32 protein-coding genes are annotated in these 25480 nt (G+C 40.8%); 12 read left to right on the forward strand and 20 right to left on the reverse strand.

Annotated features, from left to right (window positions below; genetic code table 11):
• Nucleotides 1-108: 108 nt before the first annotated feature.
• Genes der through nrdR form a run of 5 tightly spaced genes read right to left on the reverse strand, consistent with a single transcriptional unit; the run spans nucleotide 109 to nucleotide 4677 of the window.
• Nucleotides 109-1419, reverse strand: coding sequence for a ribosome biogenesis GTPase Der (gene der, locus HMPREF8578_RS11665; protein ID WP_001207688.1), 1311 nt, complete (start codon nucleotides 1417-1419; stop codon nucleotides 109-111).
• 13 nt (nucleotides 1420-1432) lie between these two features.
• Nucleotides 1433-2146 (reverse strand): NADPH-dependent oxidoreductase, encoded by a 714-nt coding sequence (locus tag HMPREF8578_RS11670; RefSeq protein WP_000140817.1) that lies wholly within the window; start codon nucleotides 2144-2146, stop codon nucleotides 1433-1435.
• On the reverse strand, nucleotides 2143-3039 hold the full coding sequence (gene dnaI / locus HMPREF8578_RS11675; protein WP_000446484.1) for a primosomal protein DnaI: 897 nt from the start codon (nucleotides 3037-3039) through the stop codon (nucleotides 2143-2145). Before dnaI ends, HMPREF8578_RS11670 begins: the two co-directional genes overlap by 4 nt.
• Complete coding sequence (locus tag HMPREF8578_RS11680) at nucleotides 3040-4203, reverse strand: DnaD domain protein (RefSeq protein ID WP_000803931.1); 1164 nt, start codon at nucleotides 4201-4203, stop codon at nucleotides 3040-3042.
• Nucleotides 4204-4677: a transcriptional regulator NrdR gene (gene nrdR, locus HMPREF8578_RS11685; RefSeq protein WP_001203676.1), complete on the reverse strand. Its 474-nt coding sequence runs from the start codon at nucleotides 4675-4677 to the stop codon at nucleotides 4204-4206.
• 140 nt (nucleotides 4678-4817) lie between these two features.
• Between nrdR and HMPREF8578_RS11690 the strand changes: the two genes are divergently transcribed.
• The 4 genes from HMPREF8578_RS11690 to gggC all read left to right on the forward strand — a co-directional run bounded on the left by HMPREF8578_RS11690 (nucleotide 4818) and on the right by gggC (nucleotide 8302).
• Nucleotides 4818-5183, forward strand: coding sequence for a GntR family transcriptional regulator (locus HMPREF8578_RS11690; RefSeq protein WP_000119118.1), 366 nt, complete (start codon nucleotides 4818-4820; stop codon nucleotides 5181-5183).
• Nucleotides 5184-5187: 4 nt separating this feature from the next.
• On the forward strand, nucleotides 5188-5883 hold the full coding sequence (locus tag HMPREF8578_RS11695; protein ID WP_000173188.1) for an ABC transporter ATP-binding protein: 696 nt from the start codon (nucleotides 5188-5190) through the stop codon (nucleotides 5881-5883).
• 15 nt (nucleotides 5884-5898) lie between these two features.
• Nucleotides 5899-6627, forward strand: a complete 729-nt coding sequence (locus HMPREF8578_RS11700; protein ID WP_000498771.1) for a hypothetical protein — start codon at nucleotides 5899-5901, stop codon at nucleotides 6625-6627.
• Nucleotides 6628-6754: 127 nt separating this feature from the next.
• A complete protein-coding gene (gggC, locus tag HMPREF8578_RS11705; protein WP_000946536.1) occupies nucleotides 6755-8302 on the forward strand; it encodes a streptosactin export ABC transporter GggC in 1548 nt (515 codons plus the stop codon).
• A gap of 52 nt (nucleotides 8303-8354) precedes the next feature.
• Here gggC and HMPREF8578_RS11710 read toward each other — a convergent pair whose 3' ends face one another.
• Entirely contained in the window at nucleotides 8355-9050 is a 696-nt protein-coding gene (locus tag HMPREF8578_RS11710) for an LrgB family protein (protein ID WP_001288937.1), read from the reverse strand.
• Complete coding sequence (locus HMPREF8578_RS11715; RefSeq protein WP_000781326.1) at nucleotides 9047-9421, reverse strand: CidA/LrgA family protein; 375 nt, start codon at nucleotides 9419-9421, stop codon at nucleotides 9047-9049. Before HMPREF8578_RS11715 ends, HMPREF8578_RS11710 begins: the two co-directional genes overlap by 4 nt.
• Nucleotides 9422-9617: 196 nt before the next feature.
• Between HMPREF8578_RS11715 and HMPREF8578_RS11720 the strand changes: the two genes are divergently transcribed.
• The 7 genes from HMPREF8578_RS11720 to queF all read left to right on the forward strand — a co-directional run bounded on the left by HMPREF8578_RS11720 (nucleotide 9618) and on the right by queF (nucleotide 13167).
• On the forward strand, nucleotides 9618-9998 hold the full coding sequence (locus tag HMPREF8578_RS11720) for a MarR family winged helix-turn-helix transcriptional regulator (protein WP_000221642.1): 381 nt from the start codon (nucleotides 9618-9620) through the stop codon (nucleotides 9996-9998).
• Nucleotides 9999-10098: 100 nt separating this feature from the next.
• Complete coding sequence (locus HMPREF8578_RS11725; RefSeq protein WP_000570263.1) at nucleotides 10099-10320, forward strand: DUF4649 family protein; 222 nt, start codon at nucleotides 10099-10101, stop codon at nucleotides 10318-10320.
• Nucleotides 10321-10335: 15 nt separating this feature from the next.
• Nucleotides 10336-10650 carry a thioredoxin gene (gene trxA / locus HMPREF8578_RS11730; RefSeq protein ID WP_001029581.1) on the forward strand — a complete coding sequence of 105 codons (315 nt, stop codon included), beginning with the start codon at nucleotides 10336-10338 and terminating at the stop codon, nucleotides 10648-10650.
• A gap of 202 nt (nucleotides 10651-10852) precedes the next feature.
• Nucleotides 10853-11506, forward strand: coding sequence for a 7-cyano-7-deazaguanine synthase QueC (gene queC / locus HMPREF8578_RS11735; RefSeq protein WP_000828756.1), 654 nt, complete (start codon nucleotides 10853-10855; stop codon nucleotides 11504-11506).
• The gene (queD, locus tag HMPREF8578_RS11740) at nucleotides 11506-11949 is read left to right on the forward strand and encodes a 6-carboxytetrahydropterin synthase QueD (RefSeq protein ID WP_000464561.1); all 444 of its coding nucleotides are present in this window, start codon (nucleotides 11506-11508) and stop codon (nucleotides 11947-11949) included. Before queC ends, queD begins: the two co-directional genes overlap by 1 nt.
• On the forward strand, nucleotides 11942-12658 hold the full coding sequence (gene queE, locus HMPREF8578_RS11745) for a 7-carboxy-7-deazaguanine synthase QueE (protein ID WP_000196468.1): 717 nt from the start codon (nucleotides 11942-11944) through the stop codon (nucleotides 12656-12658). Before queD ends, queE begins: the two co-directional genes overlap by 8 nt.
• 17 nt (nucleotides 12659-12675) lie before the next feature.
• A complete protein-coding gene (gene queF, locus HMPREF8578_RS11750; RefSeq protein ID WP_000082582.1) occupies nucleotides 12676-13167 on the forward strand; it encodes a preQ(1) synthase in 492 nt (163 codons plus the stop codon).
• Between the two features lie 255 nt (nucleotides 13168-13422).
• Here the strand turns inward: queF and HMPREF8578_RS11760 are convergent, their stop codons facing one another.
• The 9 genes from HMPREF8578_RS11760 to HMPREF8578_RS11800 all read right to left on the reverse strand — a co-directional run bounded on the left by HMPREF8578_RS11760 (nucleotide 13423) and on the right by HMPREF8578_RS11800 (nucleotide 20107).
• Nucleotides 13423-14091 (reverse strand): MIP/aquaporin family protein, encoded by a 669-nt coding sequence (locus HMPREF8578_RS11760; RefSeq protein ID WP_000714825.1) that lies wholly within the window; start codon nucleotides 14089-14091, stop codon nucleotides 13423-13425.
• Between the two features lie 109 nt (nucleotides 14092-14200).
• Nucleotides 14201-14992, reverse strand: coding sequence for a DUF2785 domain-containing protein (locus HMPREF8578_RS11765; protein ID WP_002893428.1), 792 nt, complete (start codon nucleotides 14990-14992; stop codon nucleotides 14201-14203).
• Between the two features lie 75 nt (nucleotides 14993-15067).
• On the reverse strand, nucleotides 15068-15382 hold the full coding sequence (locus HMPREF8578_RS11770; protein WP_000959510.1) for a hypothetical protein: 315 nt from the start codon (nucleotides 15380-15382) through the stop codon (nucleotides 15068-15070).
• Nucleotides 15376-15792 (reverse strand): hypothetical protein, encoded by a 417-nt coding sequence (locus HMPREF8578_RS11775; RefSeq protein ID WP_000359220.1) that lies wholly within the window; start codon nucleotides 15790-15792, stop codon nucleotides 15376-15378. Before HMPREF8578_RS11775 ends, HMPREF8578_RS11770 begins: the two co-directional genes overlap by 7 nt.
• On the reverse strand, nucleotides 15780-17042 hold the full coding sequence (locus HMPREF8578_RS11780) for an alpha/beta hydrolase family protein (protein ID WP_001133844.1): 1263 nt from the start codon (nucleotides 17040-17042) through the stop codon (nucleotides 15780-15782). Before HMPREF8578_RS11780 ends, HMPREF8578_RS11775 begins: the two co-directional genes overlap by 13 nt.
• A 4-nt stretch (nucleotides 17043-17046) precedes the next feature.
• Nucleotides 17047-17748: a hypothetical protein gene (locus HMPREF8578_RS11785; RefSeq protein ID WP_000415338.1), complete on the reverse strand. Its 702-nt coding sequence runs from the start codon at nucleotides 17746-17748 to the stop codon at nucleotides 17047-17049.
• A 172-nt stretch (nucleotides 17749-17920) separates the two neighbouring features.
• On the reverse strand, nucleotides 17921-18583 hold the full coding sequence (locus tag HMPREF8578_RS11790) for a hypothetical protein (RefSeq protein WP_000747848.1): 663 nt from the start codon (nucleotides 18581-18583) through the stop codon (nucleotides 17921-17923).
• Nucleotides 18584-18682: 99 nt separating this feature from the next.
• A complete protein-coding gene (locus tag HMPREF8578_RS11795) occupies nucleotides 18683-19354 on the reverse strand; it encodes a hypothetical protein (protein ID WP_000746965.1) in 672 nt (223 codons plus the stop codon).
• A 54-nt stretch (nucleotides 19355-19408) separates the two neighbouring features.
• Nucleotides 19409-20107, reverse strand: coding sequence for a hypothetical protein (locus HMPREF8578_RS11800; protein WP_000745353.1), 699 nt, complete (start codon nucleotides 20105-20107; stop codon nucleotides 19409-19411).
• A 191-nt stretch (nucleotides 20108-20298) separates the two neighbouring features.
• On the opposite strand from HMPREF8578_RS11800, the gene HMPREF8578_RS11805 reads away from it, so the two are divergent.
• Nucleotides 20299-21267 (forward strand): hypothetical protein, encoded by a 969-nt coding sequence (locus HMPREF8578_RS11805; RefSeq protein WP_000748114.1) that lies wholly within the window; start codon nucleotides 20299-20301, stop codon nucleotides 21265-21267.
• 91 nt (nucleotides 21268-21358) lie between these two features.
• Here HMPREF8578_RS11805 and pepF read toward each other — a convergent pair whose 3' ends face one another.
• The 4 genes from pepF to HMPREF8578_RS11825 form a co-directional block, all read right to left on the reverse strand.
• Nucleotides 21359-23155: an oligoendopeptidase F gene (pepF, locus tag HMPREF8578_RS11810; RefSeq protein ID WP_000435592.1), complete on the reverse strand. Its 1797-nt coding sequence runs from the start codon at nucleotides 23153-23155 to the stop codon at nucleotides 21359-21361.
• Nucleotides 23156-23165: 10 nt separating this feature from the next.
• Nucleotides 23166-23909: a 16S rRNA (uracil(1498)-N(3))-methyltransferase gene (locus tag HMPREF8578_RS11815; protein ID WP_001188186.1), complete on the reverse strand. Its 744-nt coding sequence runs from the start codon at nucleotides 23907-23909 to the stop codon at nucleotides 23166-23168.
• A 1-nt stretch (nucleotide 23910) separates the two neighbouring features.
• Nucleotides 23911-24861 carry a 50S ribosomal protein L11 methyltransferase gene (prmA, locus tag HMPREF8578_RS11820; RefSeq protein WP_025168851.1) on the reverse strand — a complete coding sequence of 317 codons (951 nt, stop codon included), beginning with the start codon at nucleotides 24859-24861 and terminating at the stop codon, nucleotides 23911-23913.
• A gap of 137 nt (nucleotides 24862-24998) precedes the next feature.
• Nucleotides 24999-25472, reverse strand: a complete 474-nt coding sequence (locus tag HMPREF8578_RS11825) for a GNAT family N-acetyltransferase (RefSeq protein ID WP_000614497.1) — start codon at nucleotides 25470-25472, stop codon at nucleotides 24999-25001.
• Nucleotides 25473-25480 lie beyond the last annotated feature (8 nt).

A 25480-nucleotide genomic window follows, 5' to 3' on the forward strand; every position in this document is an offset into this window, starting at 1 on the left:
GACAGATTCTCCCCCAATTTGGCAGGTTCTTTTCTCCCCTTTTAGTATAGAAAAAAGAAGACTATGAAGTCTTCTTTTAGTTTATTTTTGTAGAAAAACAAGCAAGGTTTACTTGCGTTTTCTTGCAATCAAGTGAATCGGTGTTCCCTCAAAGACAAAGGCCTTGCGGATTTGATTTTCTAAGAAACGCAAGTAAGAGAAGTGCATGAGTTCTTCTTCATTGACAAAGATGACAAAGGTTGGTGGCTTGGTTGCCACTTGGGTAGCGTAGAAAATCTTGAGGCGTTTCCCTTTGTCTGTCGGTGTTGGATTGATAGCAATGGCATCCATAATGACATCGTTCAAAACTGCTGAAGGAATACGGGTGTTTTGGCTTTCACTGATTTGCTTAATCATCTCAGGCAGTTTATGGAGACGTTGCTTGGTCAAAGCTGATACAAAGACAATCGGTGCATAAGGCAGATATTGGAACTGCTCACGGATATCTTCTTCCCATTTCTTCATGGTGTGGTTGTCTTTTTCAAGAGTATCCCACTTGTTGACCACGATAATCATCCCTTTACCGGCTTCATGAGCAAAACCTGCGATACGCTTGTCGTACTCACGGATACCTTCTTCGGCATTGAGGACCATCAAGACCACGTCAGAACGGTCAATGGCACGCATGGCACGCATGACAGAATATTTCTCCGTATTTTCATAGACTTTACCAGACTTACGCATACCAGCTGTATCAATCATGGTAAACTCTTGTCCATCCGTATCTGTAAAATGGGTATCAATGGCGTCACGCGTTGTTCCAGCTACTGGACTAGCAATCACGCGGTCTTCTCCCAAAATAGCGTTGATCAAACTTGATTTTCCAACGTTAGGACGGCCAATCAAGCTAAATTTAATCACGTCTGGATTTTCTTCTTCAACTTCGTGTGGTAGATTTTCCACGATGGCATCCAGTACATCACCCGTACCGATACCGTGGACAGACGAAATTGGCAACGGTTCGCCCAAGCCTAGCGCATAGAAATCAAAAATATCATTTCGCATTTCTGGGTTGTCAACCTTGTTAACGGCAAGGATAACAGGTTTATGGGTTTTATAGAGTTTGCGGGCAACGTATTCATCCGCATCCGTAATTCCTTCTTTCCCAGACACCACAAAGACGATGACATCGGCTTCTTCCATAGCGATTTCTGCCTGGTGCTTGATTTGTTCCATGAAGGGAGCATCGACATCGTCAATCCCTCCAGTATCAATCATACTAAAGGAACGATTGAGCCACTCACCCGTTGCATAGATACGGTCACGTGTCACACCCTCGACATCTTCTACGATTGAGATCCGCTCACCAGCGATCCGATTAAATAGGGTTGATTTCCCAACATTGGGACGTCCCACAATGGCAATAGTTGGTAAGGCCATGTTTTCTCACTTTCTACAATAACTTTTTCTGTTCTAGATTCTTCCGAGTTGAACTAGGTTCGACTTGACCAAACTGCTCTGCCAAACGTTGACTCCAAGAGGTCGTCGCACGCGTACCAGCATAGTCTGCCTGTACTTTGTCATAGTCCAAAATCGCCGCTACTGGCTGTTCTTGGTATTCTTCTTCAAATACCACTTGGTTCAAAGGCAGTCTTGGTTTGACATCATGTTGTTGATCTGGCACGCCAAGGGCAATCCCAAAAACAGGGTAGGTATAGTCAGGCAGGTTAAAAAGCTCTGCCACTTCTTCTGACTTATAACGGACCAAACCGATGATAACACCACCATATCCCAGACTCTCTGCTGCAAGCAAGGTATTTTGCCCCGCAAGCGCAGCGTCCACAGACGTGATAAGGAGACCTTCTACCCCTTGAGGTTGGAAAGTGTCCGTATGAAGGCTTGCTCCCTTTTCAGCTCGATTCAAGTCACCAACAAAGAGCAAAAAGGCTGCTGACTGGCGAATGGCTTCCTGGGGAACCAATTCATAAAGAGCCTCTTTCTTCTCTTGACTGCGCACAAGAATCACAGAGTAGGATTGGAAATTTTTCCAAGATGACGCCATTTGTCCAGCAGTCAAAATCTCGTCCAAGTCTGCTTGAGGAATTTCTTCCTCCTTAAAGCGACGAACTGAAGTATGAGCTTTCATCAGTTTAATGGTTTCTGTCATCGACGATTTTCTCCTTCTAGTCTTGTCTCCTCAGCCAAATAACGGATTCGTTCCATGACCCGTCTAGCTTCCCAAGTCTCGTCATTTCCATTCTTTCCTTTGGCAAAATGTTTTTCCAAATCTTGGAAATTAAAGTTGGAAGTAAAGAAGGTCGGCAAATCTTCCTGCATACGATACTGGAGAATAACTTGGAGAATCTCATCACGCACCCAAGGTGTTGACTGCTCTGCACCAATATCATCCAAGACCAAGACTTCTGCTAACTTGATGTCATCCACCAAGGTCTTCACAGATCCTTCACCGATGGCATTTTTCACATCAATGACAAAGCTTGGATAGTGGAGAATCGTCGTTGATGCCCCACGTTTTTCAGATAGGTCATGAGCCAGAGCCGCCATCATGAAACTCTTTCCAACACCAAAATCTCCGTAAAGATAGAGGCCCTTTCGGATGCTTGGGTAAAGGTCAACAAAGGCATAGAGTCTCTCAAAAATCGGTAAACGTCCTAGATCATCCAGGTCAATCTGAGCCAATTTCGCTTTCTTGAGACTGGCTGGTAGATTGATCAACTTAAGACGATTCTTAATTGCAGCCTCTTTTTCAGCCGCGATTAGTTCTGGTGTTTCTTCATAAGACACATCCGCATAACCGTGATTCATAACCAAGATAGGCTTATAGCCACGCGCTATATAGTCCGCATCCCCACGAAGAAACTTGTCCCGTTCTGTGATATATTGGTTGAACTTGGAGATGCTACGATTTAACTCCTCTGGGCTGAGGGATTCTTTCTGGATAAAAGCCGCTACATCGGGGTCTTTCATAATCTGCTGGACTAGGTCCTGATACTGAAAACGACTTGTCTGACGTTTGATAACGTCACCAACACTTTCCATCTAGTCTCCTCCTTCTTCTAATCGGGCTAACATTTCTTGTTTTTTGCGTTCTAGTTCCAGACGAGTTTCCTCGCTGGTTTGATTTTTATATTCTGGATTGCTCCACTTGGGAACATTGGTCTTAGTCGAGCTAGTTTTCGATTTCTGGTCTTCCTGGCCTTTTTGCTGACGCTCTCGAATCCGAAGCACAGCCTCCTCTGCTGTTCGAATTTTTTGATAAGCATAGTCATTGGCAACCTTCATGGCATATTTTTCATTGACATTTGCCGAATCAACCTTGTTAAAGGTTAGAAGTAAGACGATATTGATGACTTCGTCCAACAAGCCTAAAGACGCCATCTGGTGAAGGAGTTCTCGCTCACTCTGGGTGATATTCCCCTTACGAGTCTGCTTGATTTCCGCTAAAAAATGCAAGGGAGTTTTATTTTTGGCTTCCCTGATAATGGTCATTTCTTTGGGGTTAAAGTCAGAAGAGACCTGCTTTTGCACAATCTTTTCACGCATGCGTTTGACAGAAATAACCTGAGCCACCGCTGTCGCCTTAGCTAATTGATAGGTTTCAAACCAGGTCCATTTTTTGTCTTCTGCGATAGCAAACAATTCCAAAACATCCGTTTGCTCGTCTTCAAAACGCAAGCCATCTCGAGCCATCAGGCGCTGGAAATGTTCCAAGTCAAAATCATTTTTTAACTTGCTTTTAGACTCGCTTGGTGTCACTTCTTCAGTCAGGGTTGGAAAGACTTGGCTCAAAGAAACAGAGAGTGCTTCTCCCTCACTTGGAGCCTGCTTCATGGAAGCGACTGCTGTATCCCCAATCTTTTTCTCTAATAATCTACTATAGACAGAATGACTTAAAAAATCCTGACTGGAGAGGGGTGAATGAAGCTGTAATTCATAAGTTTCTCCCCTTTGATAAAGGGTCAACAGATCTAAGGAAGATAAGACTTTGAAGGATTGGAGCAAGGTCGGCATGCCAAAGTTTAAGTGGTTGAGGATATGGGAAAAGAGGTGTTCCTTTTGTCCACCATCCCAGAAGGTAATGGTATATAGATAGAGGCTCAGTGCCTCCTGACCGATAATCGGGAGGTAGCACTGCACCAGAGAAGAGGTATCTTGCGACACCCGATTATTCTTTAGAAAAGAAAAACGGTCATTTGGTTTCATCTATTTTTCCTTTTTCTTTTTAGAGGACTGGGTAATTTGCTGGAGCAAACTCTCCAACTCACTCACATCCTTAAAGCTACGGTAAACACTGGCAAAACGAACATAGGTAATCTCATCAAGCTCTGCCAATTCTTCCATGACTAAAGACCCAATATATTCACTTTGGATCTCATTCTCACTGCGACTACGGAGTTTTTGCTCGATGCGATTGACCACCATGCCAATTTCATCACTCGAAACAGGGCGTTTCTGGGCTGATCGGATAATCCCATTAAAGATTTTATCTCTCGAAAACTGCTCTCGTGTACCGTCTTTTTTGACGACAACCAGCGTTCTTTCTTCTACTCGTTCATAGGTTGTAAAACGATGCTGACACTCGTCGCACTCACGTCTTCGACGGATGGTATTTCCTTCTTCGGCTTGTCGACTATCAACAACACTAGACTTGGTAGCCCCACATTTTGGACAACGCATGCATTTCCCTCCTTGTCGTTTTCTTTTCATTATACCATTTTTTGAGCAATTCCCAAAACAATTCTTATTTTTACTTGACAAGTTTTTTGTTTTATTGTATTATTTGATTAGAACAATAAAGACAAAGAAAGGAGACTATGATGTCCTGGTCATTTGATAATACAAAACCGATTTATTTACAGATTATGGAAAAAATCAAATTACAGATTGTTTCCCATGAACTGGAACCCAATCAACAGCTCCCTACCGTGAGAGATTTGGCGAGCGAGGCTGGGGTCAATCCCAATACCATTCAGCGCGCCTTGTCTGACCTCGAGCGTGAAGGATTTGTTTATAGCAAGCGGACAACTGGTCGATTTGTCACCCAGGATTTGGACCTCATCCTTCAGTCCCGCAAACAACTTTCCGAGGAGCAACTGCAACACTTCGTCTCTTGCATGCTCCAATTTGGCTACAAAAAAGAAGAACTGCCAAATGTATTAAGCGACTATATTAAAGGAGTTTAAGACTATGACACTACTAGCACTTGAAAATGTAACAAAATCATATGGAGCAACTGCGGCACTTGACAATATCTCACTAGAGATCTCAGCCGGAAAGATTGTCGGGCTCCTTGGACCAAACGGATCCGGAAAAACAACCTTGATCAAACTGATCAATGGCCTCCTTCAACCAAATAAAGGACGTGTCCTCATTAACGGACAGGATCCAAGTCCTGCTACCAAGGCGATCGTCTCCTATCTACCAGATACAACCTACCTCAATGAAGAGATGAAGGTTAAGGACGCTCTAACCTATTTTAAAACCTTCTATCAAGATTTCAATCTCGAAAGAGCCCAACACCTTTTAGCCGATCTCGGTATTGATGAAAACAGTCGCCTCAAGAAACTATCAAAAGGAAACAAGGAAAAGGTCCAACTCATCCTGGTTATGAGTCGTGAAGCCCGCCTCTACGTTCTTGACGAACCAATCGGAGGCGTGGATCCAGCTGCCCGTGATTATATCCTCAATACCATCATCAACAACTATTCCCCAACCTCAACGGTGCTGATTTCAACCCACTTGATTTCAGATATTGAGCCAATCTTGGATGAGATCATCTTCCTCAAAGACGGAAAAGTCGTCCGCCAAGGAAATGTTGATGATATTCGTTACGAGTCAGGTGAATCAATTGACCAGCTCTTCCGCCAGGAATTTAAAGCCTAAGCAAAGGAGATTATTATGTTTTGGAATCTAGTTCGTTATGAATTTAAAAATGTCAATAAGTGGTATCTGGCACTCTACGGTGCTGTGCTTGCAATTTCAGTTTTGATTGGAGCTTTTATTAGCAGTCTTAGCCAAAGTTACAATCCTAACAATGCTGCTTATTTCATCTTCTTTTTAGTACTAGTCTTTGGAGGACTCAGCGTCACTCTTTTGATTGCAACAATCTTTTTAATCATCCGAAGATTCAAGGGGAGTGTTTATGACCGCCAAGGGTACTTGACCTTGACCTTGCCTGTCTCTGAGCACCAAATCATCATCGCAAAACTTTTAGGTGGTCTTGTCTGGTCCATCTTAGGCTATATCGTCTTTATCTTAAGTATATTGATTATCATCTTCTTAACACCAATTGAAAAAGACTTCACTGCCCTCTATAACTTCATTTCCCCTTATCTCAGCTACGGCTGGCTGTATGCCCTATCACTATTTGTCGGGTCAATCGCATGGATTTTATCCATTTACCTCTCCATCTCTATCGGGCAACTCTTTAACGAGTATCGAACAGCTATGGGAATTTTAGCCTATATCGTCATTGCCATCGTCATTGGTTATGTTTCTCTCTTCTTCAGAATTGAAAATGACTATAACGTGATGGTTGGTACAGAAATTCTGCGCGATCTCTTTTTATCAGCTATCTACTATCTCGGTACCTACTATATCTTGAAAAACAAGGTTAACTTGCAATAAGTTAAAGGTCTAGCGACTCTGTATCGCTAGATCTTTTCTTTTAGATATATTGTATGAAAATGTGGATAAAAAGGAGTATAATAATTTTAAAAGTGATTACTGTATATTGATAAGGAGGGAGCTCTTTATGCTTAGAACGTTTGTTGCAAAGAAACACTTAACACTTTACTTCTTTTCGATTGCAATCACATGGCTGGAAGCGATTATTACGCCAGCGCTCATTCAGAGTATCGTTGCTAGTTTTACCAATCAAGAACTGGAACTTCTTTGGAAAGTGTTGATTCTGGGAATCCTTGGAAACCTCATCCTCTTACTGGGGCTAGCTGGAAAACGCTATTACTACGCTCGTTTGATTACTGATTTCAGATATGGAATTAAAAGCGCTATTTTCAAGCGATTCCTCAGCGGTTATGATATTGATGAAAAGGATATTTTGTCTGATTTAGAAAACGACGTCAACCAGTTAGAAAAGAGCTATATTGAGCCAACCGTTATCATTATTTCTTCTCTTGGTTTCACAACCGTCTCCATCCTATATGCCCTGTGGACTAATTTTTACCTAGGCTTGATTTTTATTCTCTTCTACTCCGTCCCTGTCCTCTGTAGTGCCATCGGATCTAAGCGTTTAGATTCACTTTCTGAAAAGCGGTCCACTATTAACCAGAGCTACTTATCAAGCTTGACAAATTTTATTGGCGGTAGCCAACAGATTCGTCATTATCAGGGACAGGACTTCTTTTTTGCTCGCTATCAAAATCAGTTACAGACTAGTTTGGATGCGGAAATACGATATGAGAAACAACGTACCCTAAACAGTCTCTTTATCAATAGCATCGATGCCTTTTGCTCCGTTGCCCCTATTGTCATTGGCGGTTTTATGACCTATTATGGTTATTTAAACGCAGCTAGTTTTGTAGCCATTTATCTCGTTTCTCATAATATTGGCTATCAATTCCAAGAATTAGCCTACTTTACTAACACCCGAAAAGCAACTCAATACCTCTGTGAAAAGTACCAAGTACTTTTCACAAATTCTAGTCCTATTTCTACTAGCACCTTCCAAAACATTTATCCCGTCCAACTAGAGAATATCTCTCTAGAAAAAGAGGGACAGGTCCTTTTATCCCCTCTTTCCATGCACATCAAGAAAGGAGAAAAGATTGCCATTATCGGTGAAAGTGGCTCTGGAAAAACGACTTTACTCAATATCATTCATGGAGAGTTGGCTGCGACCAGTGGACGGATTGCATTTGCTGGCCAAAGCCTATCACGCCAAGAAATCACGAGCGTTAGCTCCTATATCCTCCAAGATAGCCATTACTTTGACACGCTGTCTCTGGAAGACAATATCCTTCTAGGAATGACTAAAAAGCAAGAAAGGTTGAATCATATCCTCAAGACAACTGGTTTAGAACATTTGAAAAATCGAACTCTTAGCAACGATAGCCTGTCTGGTGGCGAGAAACAACGACTCGAAATCGCTCGCGCGCTCTATCACGACAGCCAACTCATCTTGGCTGATGAGATTAAGGCCAATCTTGACTTAGAGAATAGCAAAAAGATTAGCGACCTCCTCTTCTCGCTACCTCAGACAGTCATTGAAGTCATTCACCATTATACAGACGAGGACTTAAAACGCTACGACCAAGTCATTCATTTAAGCAAAGAAAAGTAAATCCTTACAAAATAAAATTGGAAAAAAGCAAGGAACTCAGCTTCCTTGCTTTTTAACTCAATATCAAACTGGCTACGATGGGACTGACAAAGACGTAGAGAATACCAGTGACACCGATAGCCAAGCCACCCATGGCTCCTGCTACTGAGCCGTATCGAAAGGCTGTTCCCGTTCCGACAGCATGACCTGTTCCTCCAAGAGAAAGTCCCACAGCCACTGGGTCATCGATCTTCAACCATTTCAAAAGGGTTGGTCCGATTACACTAGTCAAAATCCCAGTTGCCACTACGACGACCAAGGTTACAGTTGTTAATCCTTGCAATTTTTCTGTGATTCCCACTGCCATGGCGGTTGTCACTGACTTGGGAAAGAGAGAAATGGCTAGGAAAAAGTCCATACCAAATATTTTTGCTACTATGGCAGTGAAGCTAGTATTGACAACTACTGCTAACAGACTACCAAAGAGAATACTCCGCGCATGGTGCTTCATCAGATGAAAACTCTTATAAAGCGGAATCCCTAGAGCCACTGTCGACGGAACAATCAAGTTGTTCAGATATACCCCACCTTGGTAATAGTCTTGATAAGAAATACCCGTCACCTTTAGAAAAATAATAATAAAAATAGCTGACAAGAGCAAGGGCGTTGTCAATGGATGGGGAAAACGTCTGTAAATCAACATCCCCACTAGATAAGCTAGGATAGATAATGCAATCCCAAACAGAGGATTGGATACAAATTCACTCATTTCGTTTCTCCCTTCTCATAATCTCCCTCAAATCGTCTCTTGATAAACTGAACCACTAGGGCGATGAGGATAATGTTGATGACAGCCGCAAAAAAGACAATCAAAACAATGGGCAAGAGATAGGGAGCAATCACATCAAACTTTTCCATGATACCCACTGCTGGCGGCAAAAAGAGAATGGTCATATTGGCCAGCAAGAAATTTCCGACCATATTGACATGCCTGGTCCTTAGCCACTTGAACTGTAAGGCTAAAAAGAGAATAATCAAACCAATAATACTGCCTGGGATGGGCAGATGAAAGAAACTAGAAATTCCCTCTCCGATTAGAGAAATCACAAAGAGAATCATTAATTGAACATATAATTTCATCCTAAACTCCACGAAATAGACTTCTTGCATACCAGTTTACTCTTTTTTCAGAAAATTTCAAGGAAATATTGAAATTCTTCTCTCTTGCAAGGATTAGTTAAAAGTAGTATAATCATTGCATGCGCAATCATCTTGTGTTGTAGAGACAGTCAGTAATGACTTTGTGATTTTTACTTTGAAAAGAAAGGAGAAAGCAATGACCTATTTGGAAAAGTGGTTTGACTACAACCGCCGTCAAAAGGAAATAGAAGCCATGTTAGAAGAAACCATCGCCCAGCAGACTGAACAAAGGTTGACCTTAAAAGAGTTTTACCTACTCTACTATCTGGATCTAGCTGATGAAAAATCCTTACGACAGATTGATTTACCCGATAAACTCCATCTCAGTCCCAGCGCTGTTTCTCGAATGGTGGCCCGACTAGAAGAGAAAAACTGTGGCTTGCTTAGTCGCCGATGTTGTGATCAGGATAGACGGGCTAGTTTTATCTGCCTGACTGACGAGGGACAAACAACCCTAGCTTACCTGCAAAAGGCCGTCGAAGAAAGTCTGGAAACGAGTCTTGATTTCATTTCGTAATCAGATTTTTTAAAAAAGTTGCGTGCGCAATCATTTTTCTTGACATTCCTCTTTTCAAGGAGTACAATAAAGTCAAGATCAAACAACAAAGGAGTTTTATATGATCGAAATTACTTATCTAGACGCCAGCAAGCAAGAGAGAACCATGACATTCGAGTCATACCAAGACTTTGAACGTTCTCAACATGCCTGCCTCATCGGCGTCGCGGATTACTACACTGTCCAAAAATTAACCTACAATGGTCATGACTTGGACTACCATGGGACTTATGGAGATGTCTTCTTCTATCTCATGAAACAAGATTTAAGCCAATATAACTAAAAAAGGAGAAATACAATGGCAAAAGCAATTACAGATGCAACATTTGAACAAGAAACAAAAGACGGTTTGGTCTTGGTAGACTTCTGGGCAACTTGGTGTGGTCCATGTCGTATGCAAGGTCCAATCTTGGACAAATTGTCTGAAGAACTTTCAGAAGATGTCTTGAAAATCGTTAAAATGGACGTTGATGAAAATCCAAACACAGCTCGTGCCTTTGGAATCATGTCTATCCCAACCCTTCTCTTCAAAAAAGACGGCCAAGTGGTGAAACAAGTTGCTGGAGTACACACTGCAGAACAAATCAAAGCCATCGTTGCTGAATTGAGCTAATCACACGAGAGACCAAGTGCTTTATTTGGTCTCTTTTTTCTTGCCCTTTGCCATTTTTCAAAAAATATGCTAGACTGTAGGTAGAATATTACGATGTTTGGGACATGCCATCGCTAAAAAAAACCTCTAATTGGTATTTTTTAGCTCCCCTCAAGGGAGCTTTTTGCGTGCTCTGAACATTTCCCATTTTGGAAGGAGTACTATGAAACGCCAATCAGCCTTGGTCGTCTTTAGCGGCGGTCAAGATTCCACAACCTGCCTCTTTTGGGCTAAAGAACACTATGAAACAGTCGAAGCCATCACCTTTGCCTACGGCCAACGCCATCATCTCGAAATTCAAGTTGCTGAAGAAATCGCTAAGGAACAAGGTGTTCGTCATCACATCTTAGATATGTCTCTGCTGGGACAAATCACTGAAAATGCCTTGACCTCTGATATGGAAATCGAGCAAAAAGAAGGAGAGCTTCCCAATACCTTTGTTGACGGCCGCAACCACCTCTTTCTATCCTTTGCAGCAATTCTTGCCAAGCAACGTGGCATTAAAGATATCGTGACAGGTGTCTGCGAGACAGACTTCTCAGGCTACCCTGACTGCCGAGATGTCTTTGTCAAATCTCTCAATGTTACTCTCAACCTTGCCATGGATTACGACTTTGTTATCCAAACGCCTCTCATGTGGCTAGACAAGGCTGAAACTTGGGGATTAGCCGACCAACTCGGTGCCTTTGACTATGTTCGTGAAAAGACCTTGACCTGCTACAATGGGATTATCGGAAGTGGCTGCGGTGATTGTCCAGCCTGTCACTTACGTCAGCATGGTTTAGATGTTTATCTCTCACAGAAAGGAGAGGGCTAATGTTTTTTGCACCCAAAGAAATCAAACAGGAAACTGGGGAGTTCCTTGTCTACAATCCTCACAGAACCTTGGTATCAAAAGAGTTCACCTTCGACGCTGCCCACCACCTCTTTCACTATGAGGGAAAATGCAAATCCCTGCACGGCCACACTTATCATTTGCAAATCGCTGTCAGTGGATTTTTAGATGAACGGGGCATGACCTACGATTTTGGAGACATCAAAGCTATTTACAAGAACTACATAGAACCCCACTTGGATCATCGCTATCTCAATGAAACCCTGCCTTATATGAACACGACTGCTGAAAATATGGTTTACTGGATTTTTCAAACCATGAGCCAAGAGTTACCAGATGAGCGCGGTCTCCGTTTGGAATACGTTCGCCTCTATGAAACTCCGACTGCCTTTGCAGAGTTTAGACGGGAGTGGTTAGATGACTAGGGAACGTGTCCTCAAACTACCAGTTCTGGAAATTTTTGGCCCAACCTTTCAAGGTGAAGGCCGTGCTATCGGGCAGAAAACCATGTTTGTCCGTACTGCTGGTTGCGACTACCATTGCGACTGGTGCGACTCTGCCTTTACTTGGGATGGTTCTGAAAAGCCAACTCGCATGACCGCTGATGAAGTCATTGCTGCCTTAGATAAGCTAGGAAGCTACGACTACGTCACCCTGTCTGGGGGAAATCCTGCTATCCTAGCAGCCAACATGGCTCAACTCGTCACCAAGCTCAAAGAACGTGGTGTCACTCTGGCCGTTGAGACCCAAGGCTCCCGCTGGCAAAATTGGTTAAAAGATATCGACCAGGTCACTTTGAGTCCCAAACCTCCTTCCTCCAAGATGGAAGTCAACTTTGAGACCTTAGACTTTATCGTTTCCCAACTAGATCCAGACAAGGTCACCTTTAAAATTCCTGTCTTTGACGATGCCGATTTGGCCTTTGCTAAAGGGATTCAAGAACGCTACCAACCAGATGTCCTCTTCTTATCAGCAGGAAATCCTGAGCCCAAGGCTACAGGTAATATTGTCCAAGACCAACTAGACCGCCTCAAAGAACTCTGGGAATGTGTCGCTACTGACGATAGCTGGGGCAATGTCCGCGTCCTTCCTCAACTTCATACCCTCCTCTACGACAACCAACGTGGTGTTTAAATTAGAAAGAAAAAATCATGTCACAACAAGAAGAAATGAAAAACCTAAGCCTCCTCGGCAACAAAGAAACCAACTACATTTTTGACTATCAACCAGAAGTCCTCGAATCCTTTGACAATCGTCATGTTGAAAATGACTATTTCATCAAATTCAACTGTCCTGAATTCACCTCGCTGTGCCCTATCACTGCTCAACCAGACTTTGCGACCATTTATATTTCCTACATTCCTGACAAGCTCTGTGTCGAGTCAAAATCCCTCAAACTCTACCTCTTTAGCTACCGAAATCATGGGGATTTTCACGAAAACTGTATCAACACCATAGGGAAAGACTTGGTCAACTTGCTAGACCCTCGCTATTTAGAAGTCTGGGGAAAATTCACTCCGCGCGGTGGCATTTCAATTGACCCCTACTACAACTACGGTAGACCTGGAACTAAGTATGAAGGCTTGGCAGAACAACGTCTCTTTCAACACGACCTTTATCCAGAGAAAATTGACAACCGCTAAAATCATACTCAATGAAAATCAAAGAGCAAACTAGGAAGCTAGCCGCAGGTTGCTCAAAGCACTGCTTTGAGGTCGTAGATAAGACTGACGAAGTCAGCTCAAAACACTGTTTTGAGGTTGTGGATAGAACTGACGAAGTCAGTAACCATACATACGACAAGGCGAAGCTGACGTGATTTGAAAAGATTTTCGAAGAGTATAAATACGAAAAAGCCCTGTTCCTCAAGCTGAGGAGCAAGGCTTTTTGAATTTCAATTATTCTTCTGTTCCAAGGAAGTTTTTTGCAACAAGAGCTGCAAGAACACCACCAACGATTGGGGCAAGGATGAAAATCCAAACTTGTTGAAGAGCTGCGCCACCAACCAAGACAGCTGGAGCCAAACTACGAGCTGGGTTTACTGAAAGGCCTGTGATGTTCAATCCTACAAGGATCATTGCCATCAAGGACAAACCAATCACCAAACCAGCAATCGCGCCATTGCCCTTACTTGCTGATGTTACCGTCATGATAACTAGGACAAACAAGAAAGTTGCGATGACTTCAAATAAGAATCCACCAAAGACAGTGACACCGTTTGCCAAGGCGTTTTCACCAAGACTAGCAGTTGACATGCCTGAGTTAGACAAGAGGAAGAATACTGCAGCTGACGCAAGGAAAGCTCCAACTACTTGTCCAAGGATGTAGTTTACAAGTTCTGAAGATGACAAACGTTTATTTACAAACATAGCGATCGAAACCGCTGGGTTCAAGTGAGCACCTGAAACAGTTCCGATTGAGAAAGCTGCAACTACAATTGCCAAACCAAAGGCAAAAGCAATTCCAAGGTGTCCAAGGCCATTAAGACCATTTCCAAAAACAACAGCTCCTGTTCCAATGAACACAAGCATAAATGTACCGATTAATTCAGCAACAAATTTTTTCATGATAAGTCTCCTTTTTTCAAACTATGTATTAGTCTATCAGAAGAAGGAAAGGGTTTCAAGAAAATTGACTGGAAAGTTCTTTGAAAATCATGAAACGACTCGCTTATCCTTAGAACTGAAAAGATTGAATGGCTTCTTTCAAGGCATCTTGTAAACTATTTTTCTGGTCAAGTTGGATATAGACTTCCAACAGACAGGATCTGAAGTTGGAAAATTTATAAAAATCTTCCCTCTCTTCTATCGGAAAGTCAATAGTTTTTATCCAAGAAGCTACTTGTTCTTGCTCTAATTTCCCTTTTAAAATGGGTTCATAAAGTACTCTCGCTAAGCGCCAATCCTCATCATTTGTAAAACGAATGGTAATTCTTTTAAATAATTGACCCAGTACATCAAATACTTCAGAAACTCTGTTACTAGGAAAATCTGGATGACAAACGACTTCAGTCAAGAGATCCGCTCCATGCGCAAAAGCGTGAACCCAACCATACTGACTTGAAAAACCTGTCGTATCCTTTTCTTTTTTAAGATAATACAAACCTTGAGATAGCATAGCATTTCTTATATCAGCTTTTAATCCTTTATAGAAAAGTGAGTGCTCATTACCATCTGCAGACAAAAGATTGGCATAAATAAGCGCCCTAAAAGAACGTTTAAGAGCCGAAACTCCTCTACTATCAATCTCTTTGTATAGACCTTCATCAGAGGAGACCTCTTCTGAGATAAACTGAAACTGCTCAAGGGAAAACAGTTCTTCTTGAATCCCTCTAGCCAAACTCGTAAAAACAAGTTCGTCTCGAATTTCTGGAGAGGAATCTCCCAAATGCTCAAGCAACCACTGAATTTCTTCTCGACTATAGCTTGGTTTTTCTTCTATCATTTTTCTTTGTAATTTCCAACGCATCTCAAGTACCTCTACATTTCTAGTAACTTGTCAAAAAGTCATCCGAAGATGACTTTGAACTGGCATGTCAAAGCACTATTTTTTCTTTTTCGGATTTAAATCTTCAAAAGATGCACTATTTTTACTAATAGTCTCGCTAATTGCTTTTTGTCCCAACCCATTAATTGAGCTATCCATTTGAGCTGCTAAAGTCGTTATAGCAGTCTTATTTGTCATAGCAAGAACCCCTATCTCCTCATCGTACTTATCTACAATACCTTTTCTACCTGATTTTATAGGAGGAGCACAAAATGCTTTGATAGCTGCTCTTTCTAATGTTTTTTTGATTTCTCGTCTGGCTGATTCTGACATGGGGCCAATCAAAGCATCTATGACTAAATCCACTAGCATTTTTTCTGCTCCCTTTCTAACTCATATAAGGCTTTTCTTTGACTATAACTCTCTTCTAACTCTTTTTCTAAGCGAGAGCGCTCTTTTCGGTACTGAGTCTGCAATTCTTCATCTTTTGCCTCTATTTTAGCATATTGACGAAGATACTCACTCCTTGTCTCAACTGCATAAGATTCTAAGAGTATCAGAAATTGGTGGTGTTCCCCATCATCTCCAGAATTCTGTCTACCAAAATCATAAGCAATGTTTTCAAACTCCTCATATAATCTGGTCAACTGAGAACGATTATCATCCAAATTTTCATAAGATTCTTCTATTTTCTTCTTAGCAGTTCTATAGTCATCCTCCAAGGACAAAAGACCATCTTCTTGCTTTTTTATTTTAATTTGAATATCTTCTAGTTTGTCCATTGATTAATATCCCTTGCCAAGCTTTCATCTCCTTCAACTGCTTGTTCAACACCCTTCTGAATATTCGTTTCCAGATCCGTAAAGGCTTTTACAATCGCAGCTGATTTACTTACTTTTTTATCAAAATGTCTCTGAGTCTCTCCCACAATACTATCATAAGTTACCCCAGCTTCTGCATAGACATCCTCTATCTCATCATAAGTTAATTCTGTGACGAACCAGGGAACTTCCTTACTTTTATCGTAGAGTGTTTCAACATCTGTAACTGCTTTTTTAGCCACTGCCTCAATCTCGCTGTGTCCGTTGCTGACGCTCTCTGTCATTGCCGTCGCAACAGCTGTTGCTTGGATGCTGTCCAAGAAAAACATCTCATGGCTATTTATACTACCATCTGATAAAAATTGAGTATTCAACTGCTTTAGAAGTCCATTTTTGACACCTTGTAATTTCTTCAGGGTCTCATAGTTCTTCTTTTCAAGTCCAGTCATCTTCTCTGGACTCTGATTTTCCAAAATATCCTTGATTTGGTTAATTTGATTTTTATCACCCGTAATATCTGGATCAATACTGTGCCCACCAGAGTTTTCAAGCAGATAATCTTCCCCCAAGTAGACACCCAAAAAAGGCTTTGAGATATTGTTAAGAAAGTCATCTTTAGTCCGGATTCGTACCACTTGACCTGTGAATGTTTCTTGTTTATTGATTATCTCCTCCCTTGCTGAATCCCAAGGAGTTAGGTAATCTATAATTTTATCTTTAGATTTGATAAGGCCTTCTAAGTAGAGAGGCGCTGAGTTATATACCACAGTACGCGGAGCGTTATACTCTAAGGCTACCCTCTGAGCGATGTTCCCTCCTAAAGAATGCCCAGTTAGAGTAATATTATCTCCGTATCTATGTCGGATTCTTTCATAAAATTCGAAAGCTTCATCATAATGATATCCGAGCGCCATGGCTATACTACCGACATCTGTCGCTATATCTTTTCTGAAATCCCCATTAGGATTCGTTCCCGTATAGGCAATGATCACCTCTCCATTGTCCTTATCTAGGAAGGCTGTACCACTTGTGCCAGAGGACTTATCATGAAAATCATCTAGATATTGGAGGTTGGGAGGGAGTTTTTTCTTAGAGTACTTTTCTACATATTGAAGTACATTATTGTCAGTTGCTCCCTGATTAACTCGCACATTCTCAAATTCATAAGTTAGATTCGCTGCATCTAGAGTCGGAATATTACTATTTGGCATCTATTTACTCCATATTCTTACTTTTTCCTGTTATAAGTTCTGAATGAGATATGTTTTCTCCGTCAAAAACCACAGGATAACCGTATTCATAGCCAATTGTTGCAGAGTGGTCTGCACTAATAAAAAGGTCTAACGACTCACTTGATTGTATATGGAAGTAGTCCTGAATAATTTTACTGTTTACGTTTTTATAAGTAATAGAAGCATCACCAGTCTCCCAATTATAGTACGTTTTTTTGAGCTCAAATCGAGATAGAACTGCTTTATTTAGTTCTAACTTTTGAAATAAAAACCCATCATAAAACAAATCATCTTTAGAAACTTCTGGATTCAAAAATTCCAATCCTTTTTCAGTGTACACAATACGGCTTTCTAAAAGCACTTTTTCTTCATAAGGATTACCTCGAGCTTCTATTCTTTTAAAATTACCAGTTATTTCTTTTGTTTCTGCATTTCCTACGAGTTCAATCTTCTGATAACGAGAATAGTCCTTCGTCTCATCGTAAGTATCAATACTTCTAATCTCAAACCCTTCCGGAAATTGCTTAAACAAGTCAAACAGATTCTCGGTTGGATAAACACGACTGACCTCAGAGACTTTGTTCTCAATCCATTCTCGACTGTTCTTATTTTCTCCACATCCTGCTAATCCTATCATGATCAATCCTCCTAAAAGTACCATTGTGAGAAATATGCGTTTTTCCATAACCTTCTCCTTACTTATGATATTTAATTAAACAACTAATCATAGTTCTCTTATAGTATACCATAAAAGCAACATTGCCTTGCATCTTTCTCAAATTCATAAGTTAGATTCGACGCATCTAAAGTTGGAATTCCACTATTAACAAATTTTTTATCCACCATTGAATCCCCTTTTAATTTGACACGGTTTCTCTAAATGAATAAACATTGTCGTAGTTGACAGTTACTGAATAATAGTAATAATCGTCGTTTCGGTATGAACTTCCAAAGCCTAATGTTGCTTGTTCATTTTCATCTTTTTTAAAATACTGATTGATAGTTTGATTCCGAACTAAATAATCAATATCAAATGCTCCATTATTTCCATTATAATTTTTTGATTTCATAGATAATGAAGATAGAAAAGAGTGATTAATTGTTAACTTTTGAAATAAAAATCCATCAAAAGGCCATAATTCTTTCGCCTTCTTCTCATCAGAAAAAATAAACTTCCCATCAATATAATCTATTTTTATAGTTTCTTCTGGCTTTTCAGTAATATCATCAGAAGCACGTGTTTTAGTTAGTACTCCAGAAATTGTTTGATTACTACTATCTCCTTGTAAAGTTATTTCGATGATATAGGTTCCACGTTTTATAAATACTTGATTTACTTTGAACCCTTCCGGAAATTGCTTAAACAAGTCAAACAGATTCTCGGTTGGATAGACACGACTGACCTCGGAGACTTTGTTCTCAATCCATTCTCGACTATTTTTATTTTCTCCACATCCTGCTAATCCTATCATAATCAATCCTCCTAAAAGTAATATTGCGAAAAACGCGCTTTTTTTCATAACCTTCTCCTTACTTATAATATACCATAAAAGCAACATTGCCTTGCATCTTGTTCAAATTCGTAAGTCATATTCGCTGCATCTAAAGTTGGAATTCCACTACTCACCATTATTCAATTCTCCATTAGACACTGTTTCTCTAAAATAATAACCGTCTTTGTAATCAACAACAACAGAATAGTAATAATAATCATTACTCTGTAAAGAGCTGCCAAATTCTAATACGCCATTTTTAAGACCATCTTTTTTAAAAAATTTGTTTATTATTGGATTATTCACACTATAAGATATGTCAAAACCATTAGTTACACTGTTATAACTCTTACTTTCTAATTTAAACTCAGATAAAATACTTTTATTAATCGTTAATTCTTGAAACAGAAAACCTTTAAAATCCCAAATTTCCTTTGCTCTTTCTTCATCTGAAAAAATGAATTGCTGTTCTATGTAATTAACATCTATAATATCTGTCTTTTTTCCTAATTTCAAATCTTTTCGAATTAATTTACCAGTTATCGTCTTGAACTGACTATCTCCAGTTAAATATATTTTTATGCTAACTTTATCATTCATGTATACTTGATAGACCTCAAACCCTTCCGGAAATTGCTTAAACAAGTCAAACAGATTCTCTGTTGGATAGACACGACTAACCTCAGAGACTTTGTTCTCAATCCATTCTCGACTGTTCTTATTTTCTCCACATCCTGCCAATCCTATCATGATCAATCCTACTAAAACTAACTTTGCGAAAAACATACGTTTTTTCATAATACTCTCCTTATTTATGTTCAGTTCAATCAGGATATTTAAAATGTTATCAAATTAATTAGAAACACTATTTCTATCATCTATCCAACTTGAAACTATCTCACTCATTCCATCATTTGGGGTATCCTTAAAAGCAATATTAACATTCAATCGATAACCTTTTGTATTATTATAAGATTCCGCTCCACTTATTGATAACATGTGTTCTCCATTTGAATTAAGGAAATTATTTATCGTAGAGTTATCACTAATATAATAGATTTCAAACACATTGCGATTTGAAAAATATCGAAACTTTTCAAGCTTCATCTTAGATAAAACATCTATATTCAAACTTAATTTTTGGAACAGAAAACCTTTATAACCCCAAATTTTTTCCGCTACCTCATTGTTAGAAAATATAAATTCACCATCCTTATATTCTACATCAACATGCTCTTTCACTTCTTCTTTATATGGATCAGTAGAAATTTGTATAGTCTCTATCTTTCCTTTTATGGTTTGACTTTCTTCATCTCCATCTAAGGAAACTACTGTTCTGAGCGAATCCTTATAAAATGTTTGAGTAATATTAAACCCTTTCGGAAATTGCTTAAACAAATCAAACAGATTCTCGGTTGGATAGACACGACTAACCTCAGATACTTTGTTCTCAATCCATTCTCGACTGTTCTTATTTTCTCCACATCCTGTTATTCCTATCATTATCAACCCTACTAAAAGTAATATTGCGAAAAACGCGCGTTTTTTCATAACCTTCTCCTTACTTATGATAATTAATAAAACAACTAATCATATTTCCCTTATAGTATATCATAAAAGGCTGATATGACTGTTTCATCTATGATGTTAAAATCCTGTCTAATACATTTTAAAACACTGTAATTCTAAAGGTCATGATATAATAGACAATGAATAACAAGCATTACTTGAAGGAGAAATGTATGAAAAAATCGTTCAGACTTTGTTGCCTAGCTTGTGTGACAACACTAGCCTTAGCCCTTGGTGCTTGCTCATCAAAGCCATCTACTAGTTCTACAAATAATTCAAACAATCAGGCTTCTACCTATCACAAGAAAGATGTAACTGGTCCTGCTGCTTCATTTGACTGGAATGCCAAAGTTGAACCTACCAACTATGAGAGAACCTTTGTTGAAACCAACAGTGGCAGTCAATTTAATAAAACTTTAGATCGCACGAAAGAGGCGGCTGAGAATCTTGAAAAAAAGAAAAAGGAAATTTCGGATCCTAAGGTTCAAACAGCCCTCAAATTAGTGGATGCTGTCTTTGTCAATCAAGAAAATTTTGACCTAGTTGTGAAATCAGCGAGTGCCAGCAATCAAGAAGAGTTATTTGATAAGATTTGGAACGAATATTTAGTCCCTGAGTTAACTAAAATCCGTCCGAATTTTTCAAATGATACCGTCTTTGAATATAAAGGAGAAAAATATCCTCTCAAAATTTATGCTCCTATGTTTTTCAAGGTCAACACCAATGCATTAGGAAAAGCAGGTGCCTATACTCTTGAGGACTATAAGGTGGAGGGCGACATGGTTTATTTGAAATTTATGTCCCCATCTGTTGATACCTACCAATACGAAGTCAAGGCTACTTATCATGATAACTTCCAAGACTTCTTTCAAGGACTGGTGGAAGAGCAACAAAAGGTTGGTCAGTCCGACTATGCTAAGGCTCTAAATATTCGATTTGTTTATCAATTAGCGGCGCTTGATTTTAAAGCTGACAACTACGTAGACCTAGAGGGCATGGATTATCTTGATCGTAACACCCATTACCTTGCCATAAAAGTGGATAATAATGGTGAAGCTAGCCTTGACAATGAAAATCTCGCCAACCTTTTACAAATTAGCATGAAGGCTTCAAACGAGGCCAATAAAGGAAAATTTGAATAAATCTTTAAAGCATAAAAAAATCACCTCAAACAGGTGATTTTTGTGTATTCATCTTATCGATAAACCGTCTTAAATCCGACACTGGATACCCTTACTCTCCCAACTGGGCACTGTAAGCGATAATCTGGTCAACTGTATCAGACAAGAATTGGATGGTATCACGGAGTGGTTTGTCTGTTGAGATATCCGCTCCGATAATCATGGCTGACTCAAGCGGTGTCTTACTACCACCTGATTTAAGGAGATTGATCCAATCTTCAGCTCCGGTTTCTGAATGTTTCAGATGAAGGTAACCAGCTGTTGAGATGACAAGGCCAGCAGAGTAGGTGTAGCTATACAAGCCCATGTAGTAGTGAGCTTGGCGCATCCAAGTCAAGGCTGCATCGTCATCAATCTCAATAGCATCTCCCCAGAAATCTGTCAAAACTTCCTTCATAATGCTGTTGAGCTTGCTTGCTCCAAAGGTTTCCCCTTCTTCAATCAATGTATAAACCTTACGCTGGAAGGCTGCTTCCAAGAGGTGGGTGATGAAATTATGGAAGTAGGTATCTGTTAAGCGGTGGGCAAGGGCAAATCGTTTTTGACGTGGGTCGTCCGATTGGTGCTCCAAGTAGTCACTGAGAAGCAATTCATTGAAGGTTGATGGCGCTTCGACATAGTAGGTTGACATGTGGGCATTGAAGTAACTTTGGTGATTGTCTGAAAAGATAAATTGACCAGAATGCCCAATTTCATGAATCAAGGTATAGACATCGCTCAAACGACCAGTCCAGCTCATGAGGACATAAGGGTGCACGCGATATGGATCCGCCGCATAACCACCAGAATCCTTGCCACTATTAGCAGCGAAGTCTACCCAGCGTTCTTCTTGATAGCGAGCAACTTCCTGACAATATTCTTGTCCCAAAGGTTCTACTGACTTCATGACCAAATCATAGGCATCATCAATAGTCACTTCAGGATTGAGGGCGTTATCCAAGTCCAATTTCCAGTCTGCAAAGGTCATCTTTTCAAGACCATTGACCTTGGCAACATGCTTGAGGTATCTCTGAGCAACTGGCGCAAAATCCTTCATGATGAGATCAATCTGGCGGTCAAACATAGCACGGTCCACTTCTTGCTCAGCTAGGAGATAATCAAAGACGGAGTCGTAGCCCTTCATATCTGCCAATAGTTTTTCAGACTTGACTTGGGCTAAATAGACTGCTGCAGCCGTATTTTGGTGCTTACGAAGTCCCTCTGAGAAGGAACGGAAGGATTTTTCACGAACCTCAGCGTCCTCGTGGTTTTGGTAGAAATTTTCATAGGTTACAAAGCTGTTTTTGTAGGTCTTGCCATGGGCTTCAAAGTCAGCCATTTCAAAGTCCCCAGCTCGCATCTTAGTATAAATGTCCTGTGGACTGTAGAAAACTTCACCGAGATTGGTCAAAGCTTTCTCCACATCAGCCCCTAGATAGTGGGCTTTTTTGATTTTAGCTTGACGAATGGCTGCCGTCAAGTGGGGCAGTTCACCCAAACGGTCCAAGACTTCCTCGTCTGCTGCCACCAAGGCGTCGTCAAAGAAGGTCAAGGCTACACTAGCATCAGTTTCAAATTCCATCCCAGCCTGGGCAATATTGGCAAATTCTTCATTGCTATAGTCTGTCGTCTGAGGCATAAAGGCGTAATTGCCAATATGACTCATCTGAATGTAGATTTGTTCCAATTCAGCAAAGGCCTTTTCAAACTCCTCAAACGTATGAAGATTCCCCTTGTAGTCACGGCTAAAGTGGTTGATATCTTCGCGCGTTTTCTCGATTGCTCGCAAGAAATCCTCACGGTCTTGGTAAAGGGCGGTTAAATCCCAAAGTTCCTTCTCTGGAAATTCTGAACGGTGTTTTTGTTCCATTTTCTTCCTCTTATTTCTCTAATTCTACTAAAACACTAAGAGCAGATAAGGCGTAAAGTGGTGCTGTTTCTGCTCGCAAGATGCGAGGGCCAAGTCCTGCAAGAACAGCTCCTTTAGATTCAAAACTTTCAATTTCTGCTGGTGAGAGACCGCCTTCTGGGCCAAAGATAAAGAGCAATTTGGCTCCTTTTTCAAGACCAGTGACTGCTTGTAAGAGCGCAGCGGCTTCTCCCTCTTTTGCTGATTCTTCATAGGCCACTACAATAGAGTCAAACTGGTCCAGCTGGGCTAGAAAGTCTGCTTTTTTCTCAAAAAGTTGGATACTTGGGACCAGATTCCGCTTGCTTTGTTCGGATGCTCCAAGGGCGATTTTTTCTAGTTTTTCGACTTTCTTGCCTAGTTTCTTGCCGTCCCATTTGGCAACTGACCAATCGGCAGGAAAGGCCCAGATTTGGCTGGCACCCAGTTCCGTCACTTTTTGAGTGATAAACTCCAGCTTGTCTCCCTTGGGAAAGCCTGATGCGATGGTGACTTGAACGGGCAGTTCCACATTGTCAGCTAATTCTTCAACCAATTCAAACTGACGAGCTTCTACATCCAGCACGCGCGCCAAACGCTTGATACCATCATTGAAGACCAAGATTACTTCATCATCTTCTTTCAGCCGCATGACCTGAAACATATGCTTGCTGGTTTCCTTGTCCTCGATAGTGACAGGAGAGATTGCACTTCCTTTGACAAAATACTGCTGCATGCTAGCCTCCAATCACACCGGAAATATCCTTGGTTTTCTTAAAGACACAGGCATTCCATTCCCCTTGAATCATGTGGGTTTCAAGGAAAAATCCAGCTGACTCTGCTGACTCGCGCACCATGTCCCACTTGTCCTTGATAATGCCACTCATGATCAGGTAGCCTTCATCCTTGACCAAACGATAAGCATCCTCTGTCAGATGAATGAGAATATCCGCTAAGATATTAGCCACAATCACGTCTGCCTCAATCTCAACCCCCTTAAGCAAATCTCCAGCAGCAACATGGATGTTTTCCATGCCAGGGTTGAGCTCGATATTTTCCTGAGCCACCCGAACCGCCACATCATCCAGGTCATAGGCGAAAATTTCCTTAGCGCCAAGAAGTGAGCTGGCAATAGAAAGGACACCTGAACCAGTCCCCACATCTAGCACCGTTTCGCCACCACGAAGAACCTGCTCTAAGGCAAAGAGGCTCATCTTGGTCGTTGGATGCGTCCCAGTCCCAAAGGCCATGCCTGGATCCAGCTTGATAATCTTTTCTCCAGCAGTCGCCTCATAGTCTGTCCAAGATGGCACGATGGTCAAATCATGAGTGATGCGAGCTGGCTCATAGTATTTCTTCCAGTTGTCAGCCCAGTCTTCCTCAGCCAAGGCAGTCGTGCCCATCTTGACATCTCCCAAATCCATAAAATCCGTCAATTCTTCTAAGCGAGCCTGCAAATCTGCCTCAACCACTGCCACATCAACCGTATCAGGGTAGTAGGCTGTCACAATGATTTCTTCTTGCTGCTCGACCTCTGGAAAAATCTCACCAAAACGGTCGACATTCCCCACATAGTCCATGCTGTCTTCGATCGCAACACCTTGGGCACCTAACTCAATCAAGAGATTGGAGACCAGCTCCTCCCCCTCACGCTTAACCGTTACTTTTAACTCTTGCCATGTTTCCATCATTAAGATACCAAGCCCGTAAAACACAAAGCCAAAATAGGAAACTCTCTGAAGACGCTTGTGTCTAAGAGAAGTTTATCTTTTTGGCACAGTGTTTAGGGCGGGTTCAGTTTAGAAATGTAACCGAACCATCCTTTCTATTTGTCAATCAATTTTTTCATGTAAACCATATCCATACCTTCTTTTTCAGGCTCGATATGGGTTTGACGGTAGCCATTTTTTTCATAAAAAGCGACCATGCCCGCATCCTGTAATACCGTACACAAATCCCACTGTTTAATCGTTGGAAATTCCTTTTCCAGTAATCTCAATCCCTCAGAACCATAACCTTTTCCTTGATCCTGGGGCAAAATCGCTGCCGTTCCCAACCAAGCCTCCGTCAATTCCTCATTGGTCTGAACTCGTAAAAATCCGATATTTTCATCCTTTTCTTTCAAAAAGTAGTAATAACTATTGGGACGCTCAACCAATTTCCACTTGATTCGTTCACGATCCTCTAGGTAGGGATCATACTCATCTTGATATTTCTCATAGACAGCCTTAAAGCTAGCCCTTTGAATGGCAATAATGGTTTCTAAATCTTCTGCTCCTGCTCGGAAAATCTGAATCATACTACTAC

The sequence above is a fragment of the Streptococcus oralis ATCC 49296 genome, assembly GCF_000185265.1.
Lineage (GTDB): Bacteria > Bacillota > Bacilli > Lactobacillales > Streptococcaceae > Streptococcus > Streptococcus oralis_BC.